This is a genomic window from Flavonifractor sp. An112, from assembly GCF_002161085.1.
In the GTDB taxonomy this organism is placed as follows: Bacteria; Bacillota; Clostridia; order Oscillospirales; family Oscillospiraceae; genus Flavonifractor; species Flavonifractor avicola.
The window spans coordinates 1-17,260 of record NZ_NFLU01000019.1 but is presented as its reverse complement, the minus strand read 5'-3'; the positions used below and the strand labels follow the sequence as shown (position 1 = coordinate 17,260).

Annotated in this window: 17 protein-coding genes; 9 read left to right on the top strand and 8 right to left on the bottom strand. The window is 61.8% G+C overall.

The window, feature by feature from the left end:
* Positions 1–408: 408 nt before the first annotated feature.
* Both B5E56_RS12945 and B5E56_RS12940 read right to left on the bottom strand, forming a co-directional pair.
* The gene (locus B5E56_RS12945; RefSeq protein WP_087390850.1) at positions 409–1,881 is read right to left on the bottom strand and encodes a hypothetical protein; all 1,473 of its coding nucleotides are present in this window, start codon (positions 1,879–1,881) and stop codon (positions 409–411) included.
* Positions 1,868–2,416, bottom strand: coding sequence for an RNA polymerase sigma factor (locus B5E56_RS12940; RefSeq protein WP_087188339.1), 549 nt, complete (start codon positions 2,414–2,416; stop codon positions 1,868–1,870). The genes B5E56_RS12945 and B5E56_RS12940 overlap by 14 nt, the downstream gene beginning before the upstream one ends.
* 188 nt (positions 2,417–2,604) lie before the next feature.
* On the opposite strand from B5E56_RS12940, the gene B5E56_RS12935 reads away from it, so the two are divergent.
* A complete protein-coding gene (locus B5E56_RS12935) occupies positions 2,605–3,471 on the top strand; it encodes a DUF6612 family protein (RefSeq protein WP_087390847.1) in 867 nt (288 codons plus the stop codon).
* Between the two features lie 63 nt (positions 3,472–3,534).
* On the opposite strand, the gene B5E56_RS12930 is transcribed toward B5E56_RS12935, so the two are convergent.
* Positions 3,535–5,019, bottom strand: coding sequence for a DUF1846 domain-containing protein (locus B5E56_RS12930; protein WP_087390844.1), 1,485 nt, complete (start codon positions 5,017–5,019; stop codon positions 3,535–3,537).
* A 173-nt stretch (positions 5,020–5,192) separates the two neighbouring features.
* On the opposite strand from B5E56_RS12930, the gene B5E56_RS12925 reads away from it, so the two are divergent.
* The 6 genes from B5E56_RS12925 (at position 5,193) to B5E56_RS14645 (ending at position 11,567) form a co-directional block, all read left to right on the top strand.
* On the top strand, positions 5,193–5,558 hold the full coding sequence (locus tag B5E56_RS12925; protein WP_087390841.1) for a BlaI/MecI/CopY family transcriptional regulator: 366 nt from the start codon (positions 5,193–5,195) through the stop codon (positions 5,556–5,558).
* Between the two features lie 3 nt (positions 5,559–5,561).
* Complete coding sequence (locus tag B5E56_RS12920) at positions 5,562–7,496, top strand: M56 family metallopeptidase (RefSeq protein ID WP_087390838.1); 1,935 nt, start codon at positions 5,562–5,564, stop codon at positions 7,494–7,496.
* Complete coding sequence (locus B5E56_RS12915) at positions 7,493–8,029, top strand: hypothetical protein (protein WP_087390835.1); 537 nt, start codon at positions 7,493–7,495, stop codon at positions 8,027–8,029. Before B5E56_RS12920 ends, B5E56_RS12915 begins: the two co-directional genes overlap by 4 nt.
* A gap of 278 nt (positions 8,030–8,307) precedes the next feature.
* Complete coding sequence (locus B5E56_RS12910; RefSeq protein WP_087390832.1) at positions 8,308–8,667, top strand: BlaI/MecI/CopY family transcriptional regulator; 360 nt, start codon at positions 8,308–8,310, stop codon at positions 8,665–8,667.
* A gap of 6 nt (positions 8,668–8,673) precedes the next feature.
* Entirely contained in the window at positions 8,674–11,373 is a 2,700-nt protein-coding gene (locus B5E56_RS12905; RefSeq protein ID WP_087390829.1) for a M56 family metallopeptidase, read from the top strand.
* A gap of 17 nt (positions 11,374–11,390) precedes the next feature.
* Entirely contained in the window at positions 11,391–11,567 is a 177-nt protein-coding gene (locus B5E56_RS14645) for a hypothetical protein (RefSeq protein WP_158098729.1), read from the top strand.
* A 43-nt stretch (positions 11,568–11,610) separates the two neighbouring features.
* Here B5E56_RS14645 and udk read toward each other — a convergent pair whose 3' ends face one another.
* The 5 genes from udk to selD form a co-directional block, all read right to left on the bottom strand.
* Complete coding sequence (udk, locus tag B5E56_RS12900; RefSeq protein WP_087390827.1) at positions 11,611–12,228, bottom strand: uridine kinase; 618 nt, start codon at positions 12,226–12,228, stop codon at positions 11,611–11,613.
* A gap of 75 nt (positions 12,229–12,303) precedes the next feature.
* Entirely contained in the window at positions 12,304–12,564 is a 261-nt protein-coding gene (locus tag B5E56_RS12895; RefSeq protein ID WP_087390824.1) for a DUF3343 domain-containing protein, read from the bottom strand.
* Positions 12,542–12,745: a sulfurtransferase TusA family protein gene (locus B5E56_RS12890; protein WP_087390821.1), complete on the bottom strand. Its 204-nt coding sequence runs from the start codon at positions 12,743–12,745 to the stop codon at positions 12,542–12,544. The genes B5E56_RS12895 and B5E56_RS12890 overlap by 23 nt, the downstream gene beginning before the upstream one ends.
* A gap of 10 nt (positions 12,746–12,755) precedes the next feature.
* The gene (gene yedE / locus B5E56_RS12885) at positions 12,756–13,829 is read right to left on the bottom strand and encodes a YedE family putative selenium transporter (RefSeq protein WP_242955386.1); all 1,074 of its coding nucleotides are present in this window, start codon (positions 13,827–13,829) and stop codon (positions 12,756–12,758) included.
* A 198-nt stretch (positions 13,830–14,027) separates the two neighbouring features.
* Positions 14,028–15,071: a selenide, water dikinase SelD gene (gene selD / locus B5E56_RS12880; RefSeq protein WP_087390818.1), complete on the bottom strand. Its 1,044-nt coding sequence runs from the start codon at positions 15,069–15,071 to the stop codon at positions 14,028–14,030.
* Between the two features lie 72 nt (positions 15,072–15,143).
* Here selD and B5E56_RS12875 point away from each other — a divergent pair, with 72 nt between their 5' ends.
* Positions 15,144–16,049 carry a selenium metabolism-associated LysR family transcriptional regulator gene (locus B5E56_RS12875; protein ID WP_158098728.1) on the top strand — a complete coding sequence of 302 codons (906 nt, stop codon included), beginning with the start codon at positions 15,144–15,146 and terminating at the stop codon, positions 16,047–16,049.
* Between the two features lie 68 nt (positions 16,050–16,117).
* Positions 16,118–17,206: a hypothetical protein gene (locus B5E56_RS12870; RefSeq protein WP_242958979.1), complete on the top strand. Its 1,089-nt coding sequence runs from the start codon at positions 16,118–16,120 to the stop codon at positions 17,204–17,206.
* Positions 17,207–17,260 lie beyond the last annotated feature (54 nt).

The following is a 17,260-nucleotide window of genomic DNA, read 5'->3' as shown; positions in this document are numbered from 1 at the left end:
ATCAGCCCGGTCCTTTTTATGGGGCGGCAGGAGGACGCGTCCTCGTCCAAGTGTTTTGCCCCAAGGGCAAAACCTTGATGCCGGGGCAATTCACTTGCCCCGAGCAGATGAAAAAGAATGGGGACCCCGGCGGGTCTTGACCCGCTGGGGCGGACGTACCTCCCGCCGCCCAGGAGAAGGCCATGATGGGACCCCAGAGCGAGCCCAGCGAAAGCGGGTCGCTATGGGAAAGGAGGAGCAAGGAAGCGGTATGAGGAATAGCCGTCAGGCTGTTCCGAAGAGAGCGGACTTTGCGACGACGCGGCGATGCAGGACGAGGCAGACTAATCAGATGCAAAAGGACCGGGCTGATTTCAGCCCGGTCCTTTTTTGCGGAAGAACAGCTATTATGTGCCGTAGGGGCGATTCCTACGAAAGAAGATCTGCACTTTCTGCTGTGGGGTAGAACTGAAGCGCGTCCTGAACGGTGTAGAAGGGACCGTACCAGTTCAAACCGTTGCACATTCTGGCCTCCATAGCCGTCATGGCGGGGTACTGGAGGGCGGTACGCTGGTGGGTGTAATTGAACCAGCTGTCAAGGATATAGCCGTCCTGGAGTGCTGCAACGGGATAGGCCAGGTAACCCCGCTTGTTTTCGCCCGTCTCAGGCATGGAGAAGGCGGCGAATATGTCGGTGCTGGTCTGCTCTCCCCAGAAAATGCTGTCTGAGGTAAAGGTCTGCTCGCCCAGATAGTAGTAAGGAGCGGAGTAGGTTTGCCCGTTCTTGTCGTACAACACCCGACCGGAGACAGTTCCCGCAGACCTCCATCCCTCCGAAAGGTGCTGGGCGGGCCAGAGCTGGATAGACTCGGTGCCGTAGAAACCGGGGTCCTCGGTCCAGAGGAAGTGGTGGAAAATCATCCATCGACCTTGTTCGCCGGGCAGCTCCACCGCCACACCGGTGATGCGCAGGGGTTCGTTCGCGCTGTTATTCACAGAATGATTGTGGACATCTGTTACCACCCGCAGGGCGCCGTCGCAGGCGGCGATGTCCTCGGCAGTCAGATCTTGAAGCACATAATCGGGGAAGCCCAGCTCCAGCAGCTGTGCCTCGATCTCCTCCGCACCGCTGTGCTCGGCAGGGCCTGTCGCCTGCCAGTCCATGGGATACTTGCACCCCAGCAGCCAGCCCAAAAAGCAGCCGGCCACCAGCAGGATGGCAATGGCCAGGGCCGCGGTTCCGTCCTCGATGCGCACCGGCGCGGGGCGGATGGCATAGCCCGCCTGATCCAGCTCTTTGGACAGCTTCCACAGGCTGCGGAGGATACAGATATAGCTCACCAACAAGATGCCAAGAAGGATGAATCCCACATACTGCACCAGGGCCAGCAGGAAAATGACGCCATACCATACCATCAGAGCCACAGCGCCCCCTGCACGAGCGGGGAGACCCGCCTTTTGCTGCACCGCCCGAAATCCGCGCCACAGGCAGAAGAATTGGGCGAATGTAAGGAGCAGATTGACTCCGGTCAATCCATAGACCACAGGGGAGGGGAATATGGTGCTGTGCCAAATGGTGCTGTTGAGGATCAGACCGGCATACAGATAGACGGCACGGAACACCGTGATGCCGAAGCAGAGACCCAGCCACCGATTTTCCCGCCGCAGGGCCCGGAAGCCCAGCAGCATCAGCGCCATGCCGATGGCGGGGAGAAGGTAGTTGAGCCACCAAAAATTCAAAGTGACGGTGGTGAGGGCGATGCCGGTGAGGATGCGCTTGGTGGCCAGCCGCCAGGGGGTGACCTCCGCCACCACTTCTTCCGGTGGGGGCTGGATGACGCTGCTTTCCAGCAGGGCTTCAAATTCCTGCTCATCCATGGCCTCCCAATCAGGGTCCCGCATATCCCTCACCTCCCAACAGTTTCCGCAGACGCTTTTTCAGCCGGTAGAGCTTGCCCTCCACCGCCCGCTCCGTGGTGCCCAGTTCGGCGGCAATCTGAGCCGTGGGCTGTAAGTAGTAATATTTTCGGTAAAAGAGGGTCTGCTCGTCGGGGGAGAGCAGGAGTAAGGCCCGATTGACGGCGGCCTGCCGCTCCTGCCGCAGAAGCAGCTCCTCCGGGGTGGGCTGGGTGGAGGGGGTGTTTTCGTCCAGGTCCTGGGTGCTGTGGTGGGGCTGGACGGCCCGCCGGTGATTTCGGGCGGTATTGCGGACCACCGCAGTCAGCCAGGCAGTCCAGCTGCCCCGCTGAGGATCGAACTGGTCCACCCGGTCCCATACCCGCATGGCCGCCTCCGACAGACAGTCCTCCTGGTCGTGGGGGTCCGTCACGATGGGCGCGATGATATAGCGCATCAAGGGGCCGTAATACCGCAGCAGATCATGCAGACCGGTCTCATCCCGCCCCAGCAGCCGCTCTATGATGTCCCGCTCCTCCACGCCGGCACCCCCTTTCCACGTTGCCTTTCTGTTTCATTATACACGGGGTGGTGGGAAAACCCACGGACAATTTTCAGAAAACTTTCAGAAAAAAGAGGAGACAAGGGAAGAAAACTATGGTAGACTTGAATACACCCGAGTCGTGCCTGCATAAGAATGTTAGACACAATTACAAGGAGGAAACTTTTATGCGTACAGGAAAGAGAGTTGCGGCCCTTGCGCTGGGCGCCGCGTTGACCCTGTCCATGACTGCCTGCGGCAACGGAACTGCCAACAAGGAGGATGCCACCGAGAAGATCCGGGCGGCCACAGAGAAAGTCAACGCTGCGGAGAGCATGGAGGCCACCATGGTCATGGAAATGGATATGACCGCCATGGGCCAGAAGGTGGAGACTGATACCACCATGGATATGGTGTGCTTCAACGATCCCATGAAGATGAAGGCCGACATGACCATGGACATGGGTTCCCTGGGCTCGGTTTCCATGAGTATTTTTGCTGAGGCTGACGGGGATACCTACAATATGTACCTCTATGACGGCAACACCTGGACCAGCCAGACCGCCACCGTCAATATGCTGGAGCAGTACGACGCCCAGCAGAGTGTGAATCTCTATCTGGACAGCGGCGCGGAGTACATCAGCGTGGGTACCGAGGAGATCAACGGCATGACCACCGACAAGTATACCGGCGTGATCCGGGGCGAGGCCATGGAAGAAGTGCTTAAGGCCAGCGGCGCCACCACCAATCTGGAGTCCAGCCTGGGCGGTATGGTGGATGTGTCCGACTTTTACAGCGATCTGGGCGATATGCCCATCACCGTGTGGATCGACCAGGAGAGCGGCTATCCCGTGCGCTACTTCATGGATATGACCGACGTGATGCAGTCCATCATGGGCAAGGCACTGAATGCGGCGATGGGAAGCGTGGAAGGCGCGGAAGGTGTGGATGTCAGCGGCATGATGACCGTCGACAAGGTGGAGGTCATCATGGATTGCACCAACTACAACAATGCCGCCGACTTTGAGATTCCGGCGGAAGCCCTGGGCGCCTGATCCCAGATACAGACATTAAAAATGGGTGCTGTCAACAGACAGCACCCATTTTTTGTTCTAAACTCATTTGTGATACAGCTTATTGGTCTCATACTGGGGTTCGCAGGTGAGGCGCAGACCCAGACGGCTGTAGGTGTGGGAGTCCACGGGAGAGAGGATGACGGAGGAGTGGGCCTCACACCCCCGCAGGGCGGAGAGCTGATCCAGCGCCTGCTTGGCCAGAGGATTGGTGGTGGCGGAGATGGCCAGGGCAATGAGAATCTCGTCAGAGTGGAGCCGGGGATTCACCGAGCCCAGGTGGTGGACCTTCACCTGCTGGATGGGCTCCAGAGCCTCACGGGAGATCAGGTGGTGCTCGTGGTCGATGCCTGCCAGCCGCTTGAGGGCGTTGAGCAGGGTGGCGGAGGAGGCGCCCATCAGATCGGTGGTCTTACCGGTGACTACCTCGCCGTCGGGCAGCTCGATGGCTCCGGCGGGGTTGCCGGTCTCCTCGGCCACCTGGGCGGCGGCGGCCACCACAGACCGGATGGACACATCCACATGGGCCTGCTGCATGACGGTCTCCAGCTTGTACACCAGATCGTCGGTGGCGGTGCCGATGCGGCGGTCGCACAGGGCGGTGTAGTACCGGCGGACGATCTCCTGCCGGGCGGCGGCACACACCGCGTCGTCGTCCACAATGCACTTGCCCGCCATATTCACGCCCATATCGGTGGGGGACTTGTAGGGACACTCTCCCATGATCTTCTCAAACATGGCGGAGAGGACGGGGAAGATCTCCACGTCCCGGTTGTAGTTCACCGTGGTCTCCCCGTAGGCGGCCAGGTGGAAGGGGTCGATCATGTTCACATCCCCCAGGTCGGCGGTGGCGGCCTCGTAGGCCAGGTTCACCGGGTGCTGGAGGGGTAGATTCCAGATGGGGAAGGTCTCAAACTTGGCGTAGCCCGCCTTCACGCCTCGCTTGTACTCGTGGTACAGCTGGGACAGGCACACCGCCATCTTGCCGCTGCCGGGGCCGGGGGCGGTGACCACCACCAGAGGCCGCTGGGTCTCGATATAGTCGTTTTTGCCGTAGCCCTCGTCGCTGACGATGAGGGTGGTGTTGTGGGGGTAACCGGCAATGGGATAGTGCAGATAGGTCTTGACGCCCAGGTGTTCCATCCGGCGCTGGAAGGCGTCGGCGGCGGGCTGGCCGGCGTACTGGGTGATGACCACGCTGCCCACCAGTAGGCCCTGGCCCCGGAAAGCGTCGATGAGCCGCAGCACGTCCACATCGTAGGTAATACCCAGGTCGCCCCGGACCTTATTTTTCTCAATGTCATTGGCGCAGATGGCGATGACCACCTCCACCGAATCCCGCAGCTCCTTCAGCATCCGGATCTTGCTGTCCGGCTCAAAGCCGGGCAGTACCCGGGAGGCGTGATAATCGTCAAACAGCTTGCCGCCAAATTCCAGGTAGAGCTTGTTGTCGAACTTGCGAATCCGCTCCCGGATGTGCGCCGACTGGAGCTCCAGATATTTTTGATTGTCAAACCCGATTTTGTCCATTTCCGGTCTCCGTCCCTTCTCATATCATTTTTCACTCAACGGTTATTGTACCACAATTCCGGGACGGTCTGTAGGCTTTTTTTCTGTTTGCGGAAAATTTGGCGAAAGTGTTGACATTATACTCCTACAGCTGTAGTATCTATGTAGATACTACAGCTGTAGGAGGGGCGGAGATGAAGCTGAGTGACAAGGAGTGGCGGGTGCTGGAGACCCTGTGGACGTCGCCGGATGGGCTGGCTCTGGGCGAGGCGGTGGAGGTGCTGCGGCCCGCCACCGGCTGGAGCCGCAACACGGTGCTTACCTACCTGACCCGGATGGAGGCAAAAGGTTTGGTGACCATTGACAAGACCCAGGCGCCCCACCGCTACCGGGCGGCGGTGGACCGGGAGTCCTGCGCCGCTCAGGAGCGGCGGGGCCTGCTGGACCGGGTGTATCAGGGCTCGGCGGGCAAGCTGGTGGCCGCCTTTTTGAAGGAGGAGAAGCTGACTGCCCAGGAGCGGGAGGAGCTGCGGAAGCTGCTGGACGACATGGAGGTGTGATCCATGGAAAACATCTGGGCCTTTTTGATGCAGACCCTTACCGCCTCGGTGGCGGCGGCGGTGCTGCTCATTGCCAAGCGGCTCTTTTTGGACAAATTGTCTCCCCGGTGGCAGTATGGAGTGTGGGTCATTCTGGCCCTGCGGGTATTGCTGCCTGCCGGGCTGCTGGGCCGGTCCCTCCTGCCGGAGGGGCGGATGGCGCTGGAGACCGCCAGACTGACGGTGGAGGCCAAACTGTCCTCCACCCTCACCCAGCCCTATACGCTGACGGAGGTGGTGGCCCCCGTCCTGCTGCTCCGGCCTGTCATGCCCACCAGTGTGACCGACTGGCTTTTTATCATTTATGTGGCCGGGGTGGTCCTTACTCTGCTATGGTTTTTGCTGACCTATGTGGCTCTGCGCCGGAAGGTGGCCCGGGGAAAGGCCCCCGCACCTGAGGTGACAGCCCAGCTGGAGCGGGTGGCGGTGAGGTACGGCCTGAAGGTGCCCAAGCGAGTGGTTGTGCTGGCGGCGGCGGAGAGCGCTTTTGTGTGCGGGCCGCTCTCCCCGGTGCTGGTGCTGCCGGAGCGGGCGGTGGATGACAAGGTGCTCCTCCACGAGCTGCTCCACCTGAAATATGGGGATTTGTGGGCCGGCGTGGGGATCTGCCTGCTGCGCTGCCTCCACTGGTGCAACCCCCTGCTGTGGTACTGCTGGAACCGGGCCCAGAACGACAGCGAGGCACTGTGCGACCAGCGGGTGCTGGAACGGCTGGAGGGGGAGCAGCGGCGGGAATACGGCGTGATCCTCCTGTCCATGGCAGAGGACAAATATGCCCGGGCGCCGGGTACCACCTCCATGGCCAACGGAGGCCGCAACATCAAGGACCGAATCGGAGCCATTGCCCGGTTCAAGCGTTACCCCAGAGGGGTGGCTTTAGGGGCCCGGTGCGTGGCGGTGGTATTGGCGGTGACCTGTCTGGCGGGCACCGGCGGGGCGGTGGCGGTGCCTGAGTATGACCAGCGGGGGAGTTTTGCAATGACCGCCGCCATGCTCAACCGGCCCACCACTGTGGCCGGAGCGCTGGACACCTACGCCAAGGCGGTGCTGTGCGACAGTCCGGTGTATTTTGCCATGGTGACCCCGGAGGAGGAACGGGCCCAGGTGGTCCAGGCGGTGGAGGAACCCTTTGAGGAGGTGGACCTGTACGCCTCCCCCTTTTCGGACCTGGGTTATCGCTGGACCCGGCCCGCCTGGCAGGCGGAGTGGTCGGTGATGAACCTGCTGGCCGATGGAGCGGGCGGCTACACCGGCACCCTGTTTTTCGTTCCTCTGGAGGGAGATGAGACCAAAGGCGTGGCCGTCCAGCAGGTGGCGGTCCGTCCGGAGGGAGAATTCTGGACGGTAACTCCCCTGGGGGAACTGGAGAGCTGGATGGGATTCGCCGAGGACGGGGCGCCCCGGTGGCTCCCCCGGAATTTGAACACCCCCGGCACCACCTACGTGGCGGAGACAGCCACCCTTCGGGTGGAGGTGGACCTGCGGATGCAGCTGGGCATTGACCGCACCGTATCCTCCTACAGGCCGCAGCAACTGGTCGGTTATCTCTCCAGCGGCTGGGTCGAGCCGGCTCCCCGCCCCAATACCCCGTTTACTTTGATGCAGGACGGCTTTGCCCTCCGAGTCACTGTGAGACAGACGGAGGAGCCTGTGGAAGTGCCGGTGGAGCTGGCCTTCATGTCCCGGTCCGCCGATCCGGAGCGCGCCCTTTCCCAGGCGGACTACCGGTATACCCTGTATCCGGTGGGGCCGGATGAGGACCCGGTGCGGAAGAGCACCGGCTTATACAGCGGCGAGAATATGACCCTGACCGCCATGCCAGAGGCCCTGGCGGTGGCCGTTGAGGACGGGGATCGAACCTATATCTGCGTGGCTCTGCCGGAGGAGGTGGTCCCATGAGCAGTACCTATCGTGGCCTGACCAAAATTGCCTGGGGCTATGTGTTTCTCCACCTGAATCTGAACCTGGGTACCCTGAACGTTCTGCCCAACTGGGTGGGCTATCTGCTCTTTTTCTTCGCCATCACCCTGCTGGGGGATCAGCTGCGGGACCTGACCCTGCTCAAACCCTTCTGCATCCTGCTGGGAGCGAGGGAGCTGGCCGACTGGCTGGCGGTGTTTGCCACCGGACAGACACTGATGGGGCAGTTTTTCCTGCTGAATGCGCTGCTTACCTGCATCGGCCTGTATTTTCACTTCCAGATGCTCACCGACCTGGCCCTTCTGGCGGAGGCGGCGGGGGAGAGCGGAGGCGGCCTGAGGACCTGCCGCAATGTGGACGCGGTGCTGCGTACCCTCATGTTCCTGCCCCTGCCCTGGGAGGAATGGGATACCCTGGGCACCCTCATTCTGATGGGTGTGCTGGTGGTATGGATCATCGTCATGTTCTGCATCATCTGGCAGCTCTTCCGCCTGCGGAAGAAATTTGCCTGAAAAGGGCCTGTTGCAAAATAGCTGTTTTGCACAAACCTGTCATTGCGAGCCAGTGCGCACACTGGCGTGGCAATCCATTTCCCCGGCAAAAGGGGCGGATTCCCACGAAAAACGGCCGCCCGGTGGGCGGCCGTTTTTCTCGGAATGACGGGTCTTTGTACGAGCTGCACATTTTGCAACAGACCCTTTTTTGTAACCGGATTGTCATTGACAGAATGGTCTATAGACTGTAGACTACAGGTGAGGACGACAAGTAGTAGACCAAAGGAGGCGATCCTATGAGCGATTGGAAACTGGGGGCGGTGGAGTCCCGCTTTGCCGGTCTCATTTGGCAGGGGGAACCCATGACCTCCACCCAGCTGGTGCGCCAGGCGGAGGAGGCCCTGGGCTGGAAGAAGTCCACCACCTATACGGTGCTCAAGCGGCTGTGCCAGCGGGGCATTTTTCAAAATCAGGACGGGGTGGTGACCGCCCTGGTATCCAAAGAGGAGTTCTACGCCCGGCAGAGCGAGGAATTTGTGGAGGAGACTTTTTCCGGGTCCCTGCCTGCCTTCCTCACCGCCTTCACCCGCCGGAAAAAACTGTCCCAGGAGGAGATCGCGCAGTTACAGCAGCTCATCGATGAGAACAGGGGGTGACCTAAGATGACGGCATTCTTATCTCAGACGCTGTTTCCGACCCTTTTGAACATGAGCCTCACGGCGGGTATCGTGATCCTGTGTGTGATAGCGGCCCGACTGGCCCTGAAGCGGGCCCCAAAGGTCTTTTCCTATGCCCTGTGGGCGGTGGTGCTCTTCCGGCTTCTGTGTCCGGTGTCCCTGCCCTCCGGCATCTCCCTGCTGGGGGCCCTGGATGCCCCGGCCAGACAGGCAAGCCCGGTGGTGAGCACCGTCACCTATGTGCAGCCCCAGCGGCAGCCGGAGGCTATCCAGCCCCAGACCGAGCAGGTGCCGGTGGAGCCCCAAACACCCGCCTCTGATTCCTTGGCTCCTGTAGTCCCGGAACAGCAGGCTACTTCCACTGTGGACTGGGCCGCTGTGGCGGCCTGGGTGTGGTTGGCCGGCGTGCTGGGCATGGCGGGGTACAGCATCTTCGCCCTGCTCCGGCTGCGGCGTAGGCTGGTGGGCAGCTTGCGTTTGCGAGACAACATCTATCTGGCCGACCACATCTCCACCCCATTTGTGCTGGGATTGGTAAGGCCCCGGATCTATCTGCCCTCCACCCTGACCCAGGGGGAGATGGGCTACATCATCCGCCATGAGCGGTACCACATCCGCCACGGGGACCATGTGGTAAAGGTGCTGGCTTTTGCCGGCCTGTGCCTCCACTGGTTCAACCCCCTGGTGTGGGCGGCCTTCATTCTGGCGGGCAAGGACATGGAGATGCGATGCGACGAAGCGGTGGTGCGGCAGCTGGGCGAGCGGGTCAAGGCCGACTACTCGGCCTCCCTGCTGGCGCTGGCCACCGGGCGGCTCACCATCGCGGGTACTCCTCTGGCTTTCGGCGAGGGAGACCCCAAGGGGCGTATCCGCAACCTGCTGCGGTGGAAGCGGCCCCGTGTGTGGCTATCCATGGTGGCGGGGGTGGCCTGTGTGGCGGTCATCGCCGCCTGCGCCTCCAACCCCGCTGGGCAGAACACCGGCGGCAGCGGGCAGTATCAGAGTGTGGAGGACTTTGCCCAGCAGACCTTGGACAGTGTCAAAGAGGTAACCTACTATAAATTCTCCAACGGGACAGCTACCACCGAGGAGGCCACCGCCCAGGTCACCAGTACCAAGCTGGCCTGGTTGGACAAGCAGGGAGAGTTGGAGGGGCTGGCTCCCGAGGGCACCCTGGAGGCCTGGACCTTCAACTATCTGGTGCAGATCGATGCCCCTGCGGAGGATATCGCCCTGGTGGGTGGGATGTACGAGGAGGACGGCTGGTTTGACCTGGAGGGCCAGGGGGGACACAACATCGTTGCTCTGCGCTATCCCGACGGCAGCTACAATGTCCTCTATGACCAGCCGGTCAATGACAATCTGGACTTCTACGGCTACCACAACAGCTATGAGGAGGCCATCTACGACTGGTATGTAGCGGAAAAGGGCCTGGATCTGCCTCCCTATGTGGAGGAATGGAGTGTGCTGGATCTCGGTCCCAGCGGAGAAGAGAATATCAATATCCCGGTACACCGCTATGACGGAGACGGCTGGTATCTCTACATCCCGGTGGTGGCGTGGAAGCAGACGTCGGCGGACCCTGTCCACAGCGTATGGGTGTCCGAATACGACACCGGCTCTGCCATTACGGTGGACTATACCAAGACCAACCTGGCCGACTATCTGGCTGGGGATACCCGAGGCATGACCCCTGCCGGTGACAGCGGACGAGTCTTTGAGGCCCAGGGGGACGGCTGGAACTACCGTTACTACTATGTGGAGGGGGCAGAGGGCTGCTGGAGGATTACCATCCAATGGCAGGACGGCGGCACCGATGGCCAGCCGCTCACCATCACTGCCGTTGCCGCACCAAAGGTGCTGGCTCTCATGGCGGAGAGTTTTACGCCGGACAGCCGGATCACCCCGGCTCAAACCTCGGCAAGTCTGCTCTCCGGAGTGACCTGTGGCGAGACGCCCCTTACCCTTACCCTGCTGCCTGAGGGCGGTCAAGCTGGTGAAGCGCTGAAGGATTGTTGGAACACCGATAATGGTGAGGGCTATTACAGCGGACTGGCCGATCTCACCTGGCGGAAGTACAGCACCCCGGCGCAGGAGGCCCCCAAGGGGGACGGAGTGACCCTGGCGGGGCCGGGCTGGACCCTTACCGCCTATGCGGGACTTTCAGCGGCGGCCTATGACGACGGCTCCGGTGTGATATGGCTCAATCCAGACAGTGTGGAGGAGCGGGAAGTATACCGGATTCTGCGGGGCTGGTATGATGAAGTGGAGTTCCAGGCGCTGGGGGGCAACTACGATCAGCAGGATCAAATCGTCATTCCCAATACCGGCCAGGATTATCTGGCGGCAGCCAAGGCCCACTGTACCGCATTGGAGGAGCGCCACCTCCAGGCCAGTTCCGGCAGCAGCTTCTGCTGGACCTATGTCCAGTGCATCGTCAGCCCCGCGGAAGATGATATCCCCGCTTTTGAGGACCTGCCGGACAACGTCTATCCCTTCTATCTGACCACTATCTTTGTGCCGGAGAACGAGGACGCCTTGAATCACTCCATGGCGGGCAACACCGGGGAATATACCGGAAACGACCCATCGGTACCAAAGGGGGCTTATGAGTACGGCCGCTGCGGTTTTATCACGCTGGAGACCGACGGATGGCACGGCAATCTGGTGGGTACCGGTTGGTGACAATAAGGAGGGAGCGGATGCAACTCACGGCATATACAAAGGAGCAGTGGGTGAGCGGCAGGGTACGGCTGGATGAGGCCCGCATCGTCTCCTTCCATCCCATGGAGGGCTGGCGGCTGCTGAACTTTTGGGACCATGGGCATTTCATGGGCTTTCTCCAGAGTTTGCAGCAAAAGGGCTACCGGTTTCAATAAGAAAAGGGGACCTGCCGTATGGCAGGTTCCCTTTTGCTGTCTGTCAATCCAAAGAAATATGGCTGCGGATGCGCTGAATGATCATCTCCATGGCCACCTGGTTGCGGCCGCCCTCGGGTACGATCAGGTCGGCGTACCGCTTGGAGGGCTCCACGAACTGCTCGTGCATGGGCTTGACGGTGGTGAGGTACTGCTGTACCACCGAGTCCAGGGAGCGGCCCCGCTGTTTTACGTCCCGCAGGATGCGGCGGAGGATGCGCACGTCGGCGTCGGTGTCCACAAAGAGCTTGATGTCCATGCGCTCCCGCAGGGCGGGCTCCACAAAGATGAGGATGCCCTCCACCAGGATCACCCTGGCGGGACGGACCTCCACCGTCTCGGCGGCCCGGTTGTGCATGGTGTAGTCGTAGGTGGGGCTGTACACTGTCTCCCCCCGGCGCAGAGCGTCCAGATCTTCCACCAGACGCTGGGTATCGAAGGCGTCCGGGTGGTCATAGTTCAGCTTGCACCGCTCCTCATAGGGCATCTCGTCGTGCTGCTTGTAGTAGTTGTCGTGGTAGAGGATGGAGACCGCGTCCCCAAAGCGCTCCTTCAGACCCAGAGTCAGGGTGGTTTTGCCCGAGCCGGTGCCTCCGGCGATGCCGATGATCATGGTGTCCATTGCGTCCGCTCCCCCATTTTTTTATTTAGTATAGCATAATCCCCCCGGATGCTACAAGACATCCGGGGGGATTTCTCAGGTTTCCTCGTTCTCGAAGAGCAGCCGGTAGTTTCCCTCTTCATGGAGGTAGACCGCCTCCAGATCCTCGTCGGCCCAGGACTGGTCGAAGGGAAGGGAGAACTTCACGCAGGTGCCGCAGGAGGCGGACAGCTTGCGGGGCACCGGCATCATCACCGCGTTGTCTCCCAGGGCTTTCAGCTTCTTGTGGAAGGTGAGGGCCCCGAAGTGGGTGTGGAAGGTGGCGATGTGCTCCTTACTTGGTGATGGTGAGTTCATAGTCCTCCCCCACCTCTTTCCAGGTCACCTGGTAGCCATTGTTGGTGGCAAACCGGCGCACGTTCTGGAGGGGAGTCTCATTGTCTACCAGCACCACCAGGGGGGTGCCGTTTTGCAGGGCCTTCTTGGTCATGAGCACCGGCTCAGGACAGGAGTAGCCTCTGGCGTCCACTTGATTCATACCGTTCACCTCACGCTTTCTTGGTGTTGCCCGCGCCGATGGCGCAGACCAGGACCAGACCGATGATGACGGCCACCTTACCGGCAAAGCTGGGGCCGTCGGTGGAGGAGGCCAGGCCGAAGTTATGGCAGAAGGCGGCGCCCACCACCATGCCCAGCACGGCCACGGAGGAGTCGCTGTTGCCGCTGCCGGAGAGGATGAGCTGACGCAGGGGACAGCCGCCCAGCAGCACGGAGCCCAGACCCACCAGCACCATGCCCAGCAGGTTCCAAAGCCCGTCGGTGTGGGCCACGGCCTGACCGGCAAAGCCGGGGTTGAAGCCGCCCTTGAGGCCCATGCCGCCCACGATCAGGTTGCCCACCAGCACGGCCACGAAGATGGCCACGAAGCCCATGAGCAGGTGGAAGTCCTTCAGCATCATGGCGTCCCGGATGCCGCCGGCCATGCACAGACGGCTGCGCTGGGCGATGGCGCCCACCACCAGACCGGCGATAAGGGCGGCGGCGATGGGGGCCCGCATGGAGCCGGGACCCTCAGTGGAGAAGAAGATGAAGGCGGGAGCGGCGATCACCAGGATGAGCAGGCCCACGTTGACGGCGGGCATGAGCACACCCTCGATCTTGGGCTGAGGCTGGGACTTCTTGAGGGAGAAGCCTGCTTTCAGGAACAGGGTGCCCACGAAAATGCCGATGATGAAGCCAATGAGGCCCAGGATGGCGTTTCCGTCGCCGCCGCCCAGGCGGATGACCATCCGCAGGGGGCAGCCCAGGAACATGAGGGCGCCCACCATGACGCAGAAGCCCAGCACGAACCGGGTCATGGGGGAGGAGCCGCCCCGCACCTTGAACTCCTTGCCTGCCAGGGCCATGATCATGGCGCCCAGCACCAGGCCAATGATCTCGGGCCGGATGTACTGCACAATGGCGGCCCGGTGCATCCCCACGCCGCCGGCGATGTCCCGCAGGAAGCAGGCGATACAGAAGCCCATGTTTACCGGGTTGCCCAGAGCAACCAGCACCACCGAGGCGATGCCTACCACCAGTCCGGCCAGAATAACCGGCAGGTGTCCTTTGAGCTTTGTCACACACAACACCTCTCTAACTTTTTTTCAGGAAAGCAAACAAACTTTCTCTCAAGCAGATTATAGCGCCGGGGTACAAAAATTTGAAATACGAATTTTCCATAAATAAAATGAAAGATATAGAAAAAATCAATAAAGAGAGGTATAATGGGAAAACGCACAAAGGGCTGCCGCACAACGTGCGGCAGCCCTTTTGTCTGCTTATGGCTTGATGTGGACCAGCTTTTCCCCTCTGGGACGCACCGCGCCCACGGCCACGGCGGGCACCCCGGCGTCCATCATCCGGCCCATGAGGGCGTGGAGCTGGCGCTCGGGTACGCTGAACAGCAGTCCGCCGGCGGTCTGGGGATCGTAGAGACAGTCCAGCACTTCCCGGGGAACAGCGGAGTCCTCCAGGGTGTCGCCGGCGGTAAAGTCCATGTTGCGGTAAGCGCCGGCGGGGATGATGCCGTCCCGTGCCAGCTCCAGAGCCTTGGGCACGATGGGCACCTTGCCCGCCCACAGCTCCATGGTGGTACCGCTGCCCTCCGCCATTTCCTTCACATGGCCCACCAGGCCGAAGCCGGTGACGTCGGTGCAGGCGCTGAGGGAAATAGACCCCACCGCCTGGGCGGCGTACTTATTGAGGGTGGTCATCAGTTCCACCATCTGCTTGTAGTCGGCCTCTTCCAGCAGCTCGGCCTTGGCGGCGGTGGACAGCACACCGGTGCCCAGCGCCTTGGTCAGCACCAGGATATCCCCCACCTTTGCCCCGCTGTTGGTGAGGATGCGGCGGGGATGGACCAGCCCGGTGACGCACAGGCCGTACTTGGGCTCCTGATCTTCAATACTGTGGCCGCCGGCGATCACTGCTCCGGCCTCAGTTACCTTGGAGGCGCCTCCTGCCAGAATATCTCCCACCGCCTCCACCGGCAGGCAGGAGGGGAAGGCCAGCAGATTCATGGCCAGCCGGGGCTCGCCCCCCATGGCGTACACGTCGGAGAGGGCGTTGGTGGCGGCGATCTGCCCGAAGGTATAGGGGTCGTCCACCACCGGAGGGAAGAAGTCCACCGTCTGGATCATGGCCACGTCGTGACTGACCTTGTAGACGGCGGCGTCGTCGCTGGAGTCATAACCCACCAGCAGGTTGGGGTCCGCCGCTTTGGGCAGGCCCGCCAATACATTCCTTAGGACACCCGGCCCTATTTTGGCCCCTCACCCACCGGCCGTGGTCATGGCGGTCAGGCGCAGCTTCTCATACGGCATCTCATCACCCCCTGAATGTTTGTTAGCAACAGTGTATCTTATTTCAACGAAAAAAGCAATCGGAGGCTTACCATGCAATTCAAACAACTGGAGGCATTTTTACAGGTGGCCCGCCAGCGCAGCTTTTCCAAGGCGGCGGAGGCCCTCTATCTCACCCAGCCTACCGTCAGCGCCCATGTAGCCGCTCTGGAGGACGAGTTGGGGACCCAGCTGGTGGTGCGCTCTACCCGGGAACTGCGGCTCACCGCCGCCGGGCGGGTGCTCAGCCGGTATGCCGCCGAGATTTTGGGCCTGTGCCAGCGGGCGGCCCAGGATGTGCGTACCGCCGCCTCCTCCATCTCGGGGACTTTGTCGGTGGCGGCCTCCACCGTGCCCTCCCAGTACCTGCTGCCCCAGATTCTGCCCCTGCTGCGCCAGCGCTACCCAGACGTGTTTTTCCAGGTCCGGCAGGGGGACAGCGGCCAGGTGGTCCAGTGGATGGTGGAAAACGGAGCCGAGCTGGGGCTGGTGGGGGCTCCGGTCCAGCGAGCGGGACTGCTGTGCGTCCCCTTCTTCGCGGAACAGCTGGTGATTGCCACCCCCAACACCCCGGAGTATCAGGCCCTGGGAGGCCAGATGACGCCGGAGATCCTGAGACACGCCCCCTTCCTGATGCGGGAGCCGGGCTCCGGTACCCGCAAGCAGGCCGAGCAGTATCTCAAGGGCATCGGCCTGGAGATTAAGAATCTGACTATGGCAGCCCAGTTGGAGAGCACTGAGAGCATCCTCCAGGGGGTGAAGAACGGCCTAGGCATCTCCATCCTGTCGGGCTGCGCCGCCAAAGAGGCGGCTCAGGAGGGCAAAATCCTGGTGTTTGCCCCGGAGAGTCCCCTGCTGGAGCGGCAGTTTTATCTGCTCTACCGGCGCTCCAGCCCTCTGTCCCCGGCGGCGGCCATGCTGGTGGAGGAATTACTCTACTTTTACCGGGACAAGATGTGACCGGCGCACCGTCCAACCTGCCCACGCATACCCTGAGAGTGAGAAACTTACTCTTGGAGGGTCTTTTTATGGAAGCAGAGGCAAGGATCTGTTATTACTTAGGGGCCAATGCCCCCACCGGCTTTTATTCCCTTTACGATCAGATGCTGGACCCGGAGAAGGCCCGGGACATCCGCATTTTGAAGGGCGGGCCGGGCTGCGGCAAATCCACCCTGATGAAGCAGGTGGGGCGGGCCATGGAGGAGGCGGGCCATTCGGTGGAGTACATCTACTGCTCCGGCGATCCCGACTCCCTGGATGCGGTCATCATCCCCGCCCTGGGTGCGGCGGTGGTGGACGGCACCGCCCCCCATGTGGTGGAGCCCAAATATCCCGGCCTGGTGGAGAGCTATGTGGATCTGGGGGCCTGCTATGACCGGGCGGCACTCCAGGCGGTGGGTGCGGAGCTGAAAGGGTGCATGAAGGGCTATAAGGCCTGCTATGCCCGGGCCTACCGCTGTCTCACCGCTGCCGCCCAGCTGGAGGAGGACGGGCGGGCCCTGCTGCTCACCCCTGCCCTGGAGGCCAAGATGGCCAAGCGGGCCAAGGGCATCCTGTCCCGGGAACTGAAGCGGGAGGGAGAACAGGCAGGCCGGTCGGTACAGCGGTTTTTGGGGGCGGTGACCTGGCAGGGGGTGCTGCGGGAGTACGGCACGGTGGAGGCCCAGTGCAGCAGGGTATATGAGCTGAGCGATACCTATGGCCTGGCCCACACCATGCTCACCTGCCTGGCCGCCGGGGCCATGGCAGCGGGCCACGATGTGGTGGCCTGCCCCGATCCCATGTTCCCTGACCGGATGGCCCATCTGATTGTCCCCGATCTGTCTCTGGCCTTTGTGAGCACCACCCCCGAGCAGCCCTGGCCCCGCCGGCCCTACCGCCGTATCCGGCTGGAGGCCATGGTGGATGCCGAGCTGCTGCGGCGCAGCCGGGCCCGGCTGCGCTTTGCCCGGAAGGTGACTGCCGCCCTCATGGAGGAGGCGGTGGACGCCCTGGCTCAGGCCAAGGCCATGCACGATGAGCTGGAGGCCATCTATAATCCCCATGTGGACTTTGACCGGGTACACGCCCGGGGGGAGGAGATCATAAAGGATTTTCTGGCCCTGGAGCAGGCGTAAAGAAGAGAAGCGGGGGGGGGGGGGGGGGGGGGGGGGGGGGGGGGGGGGGGGGGG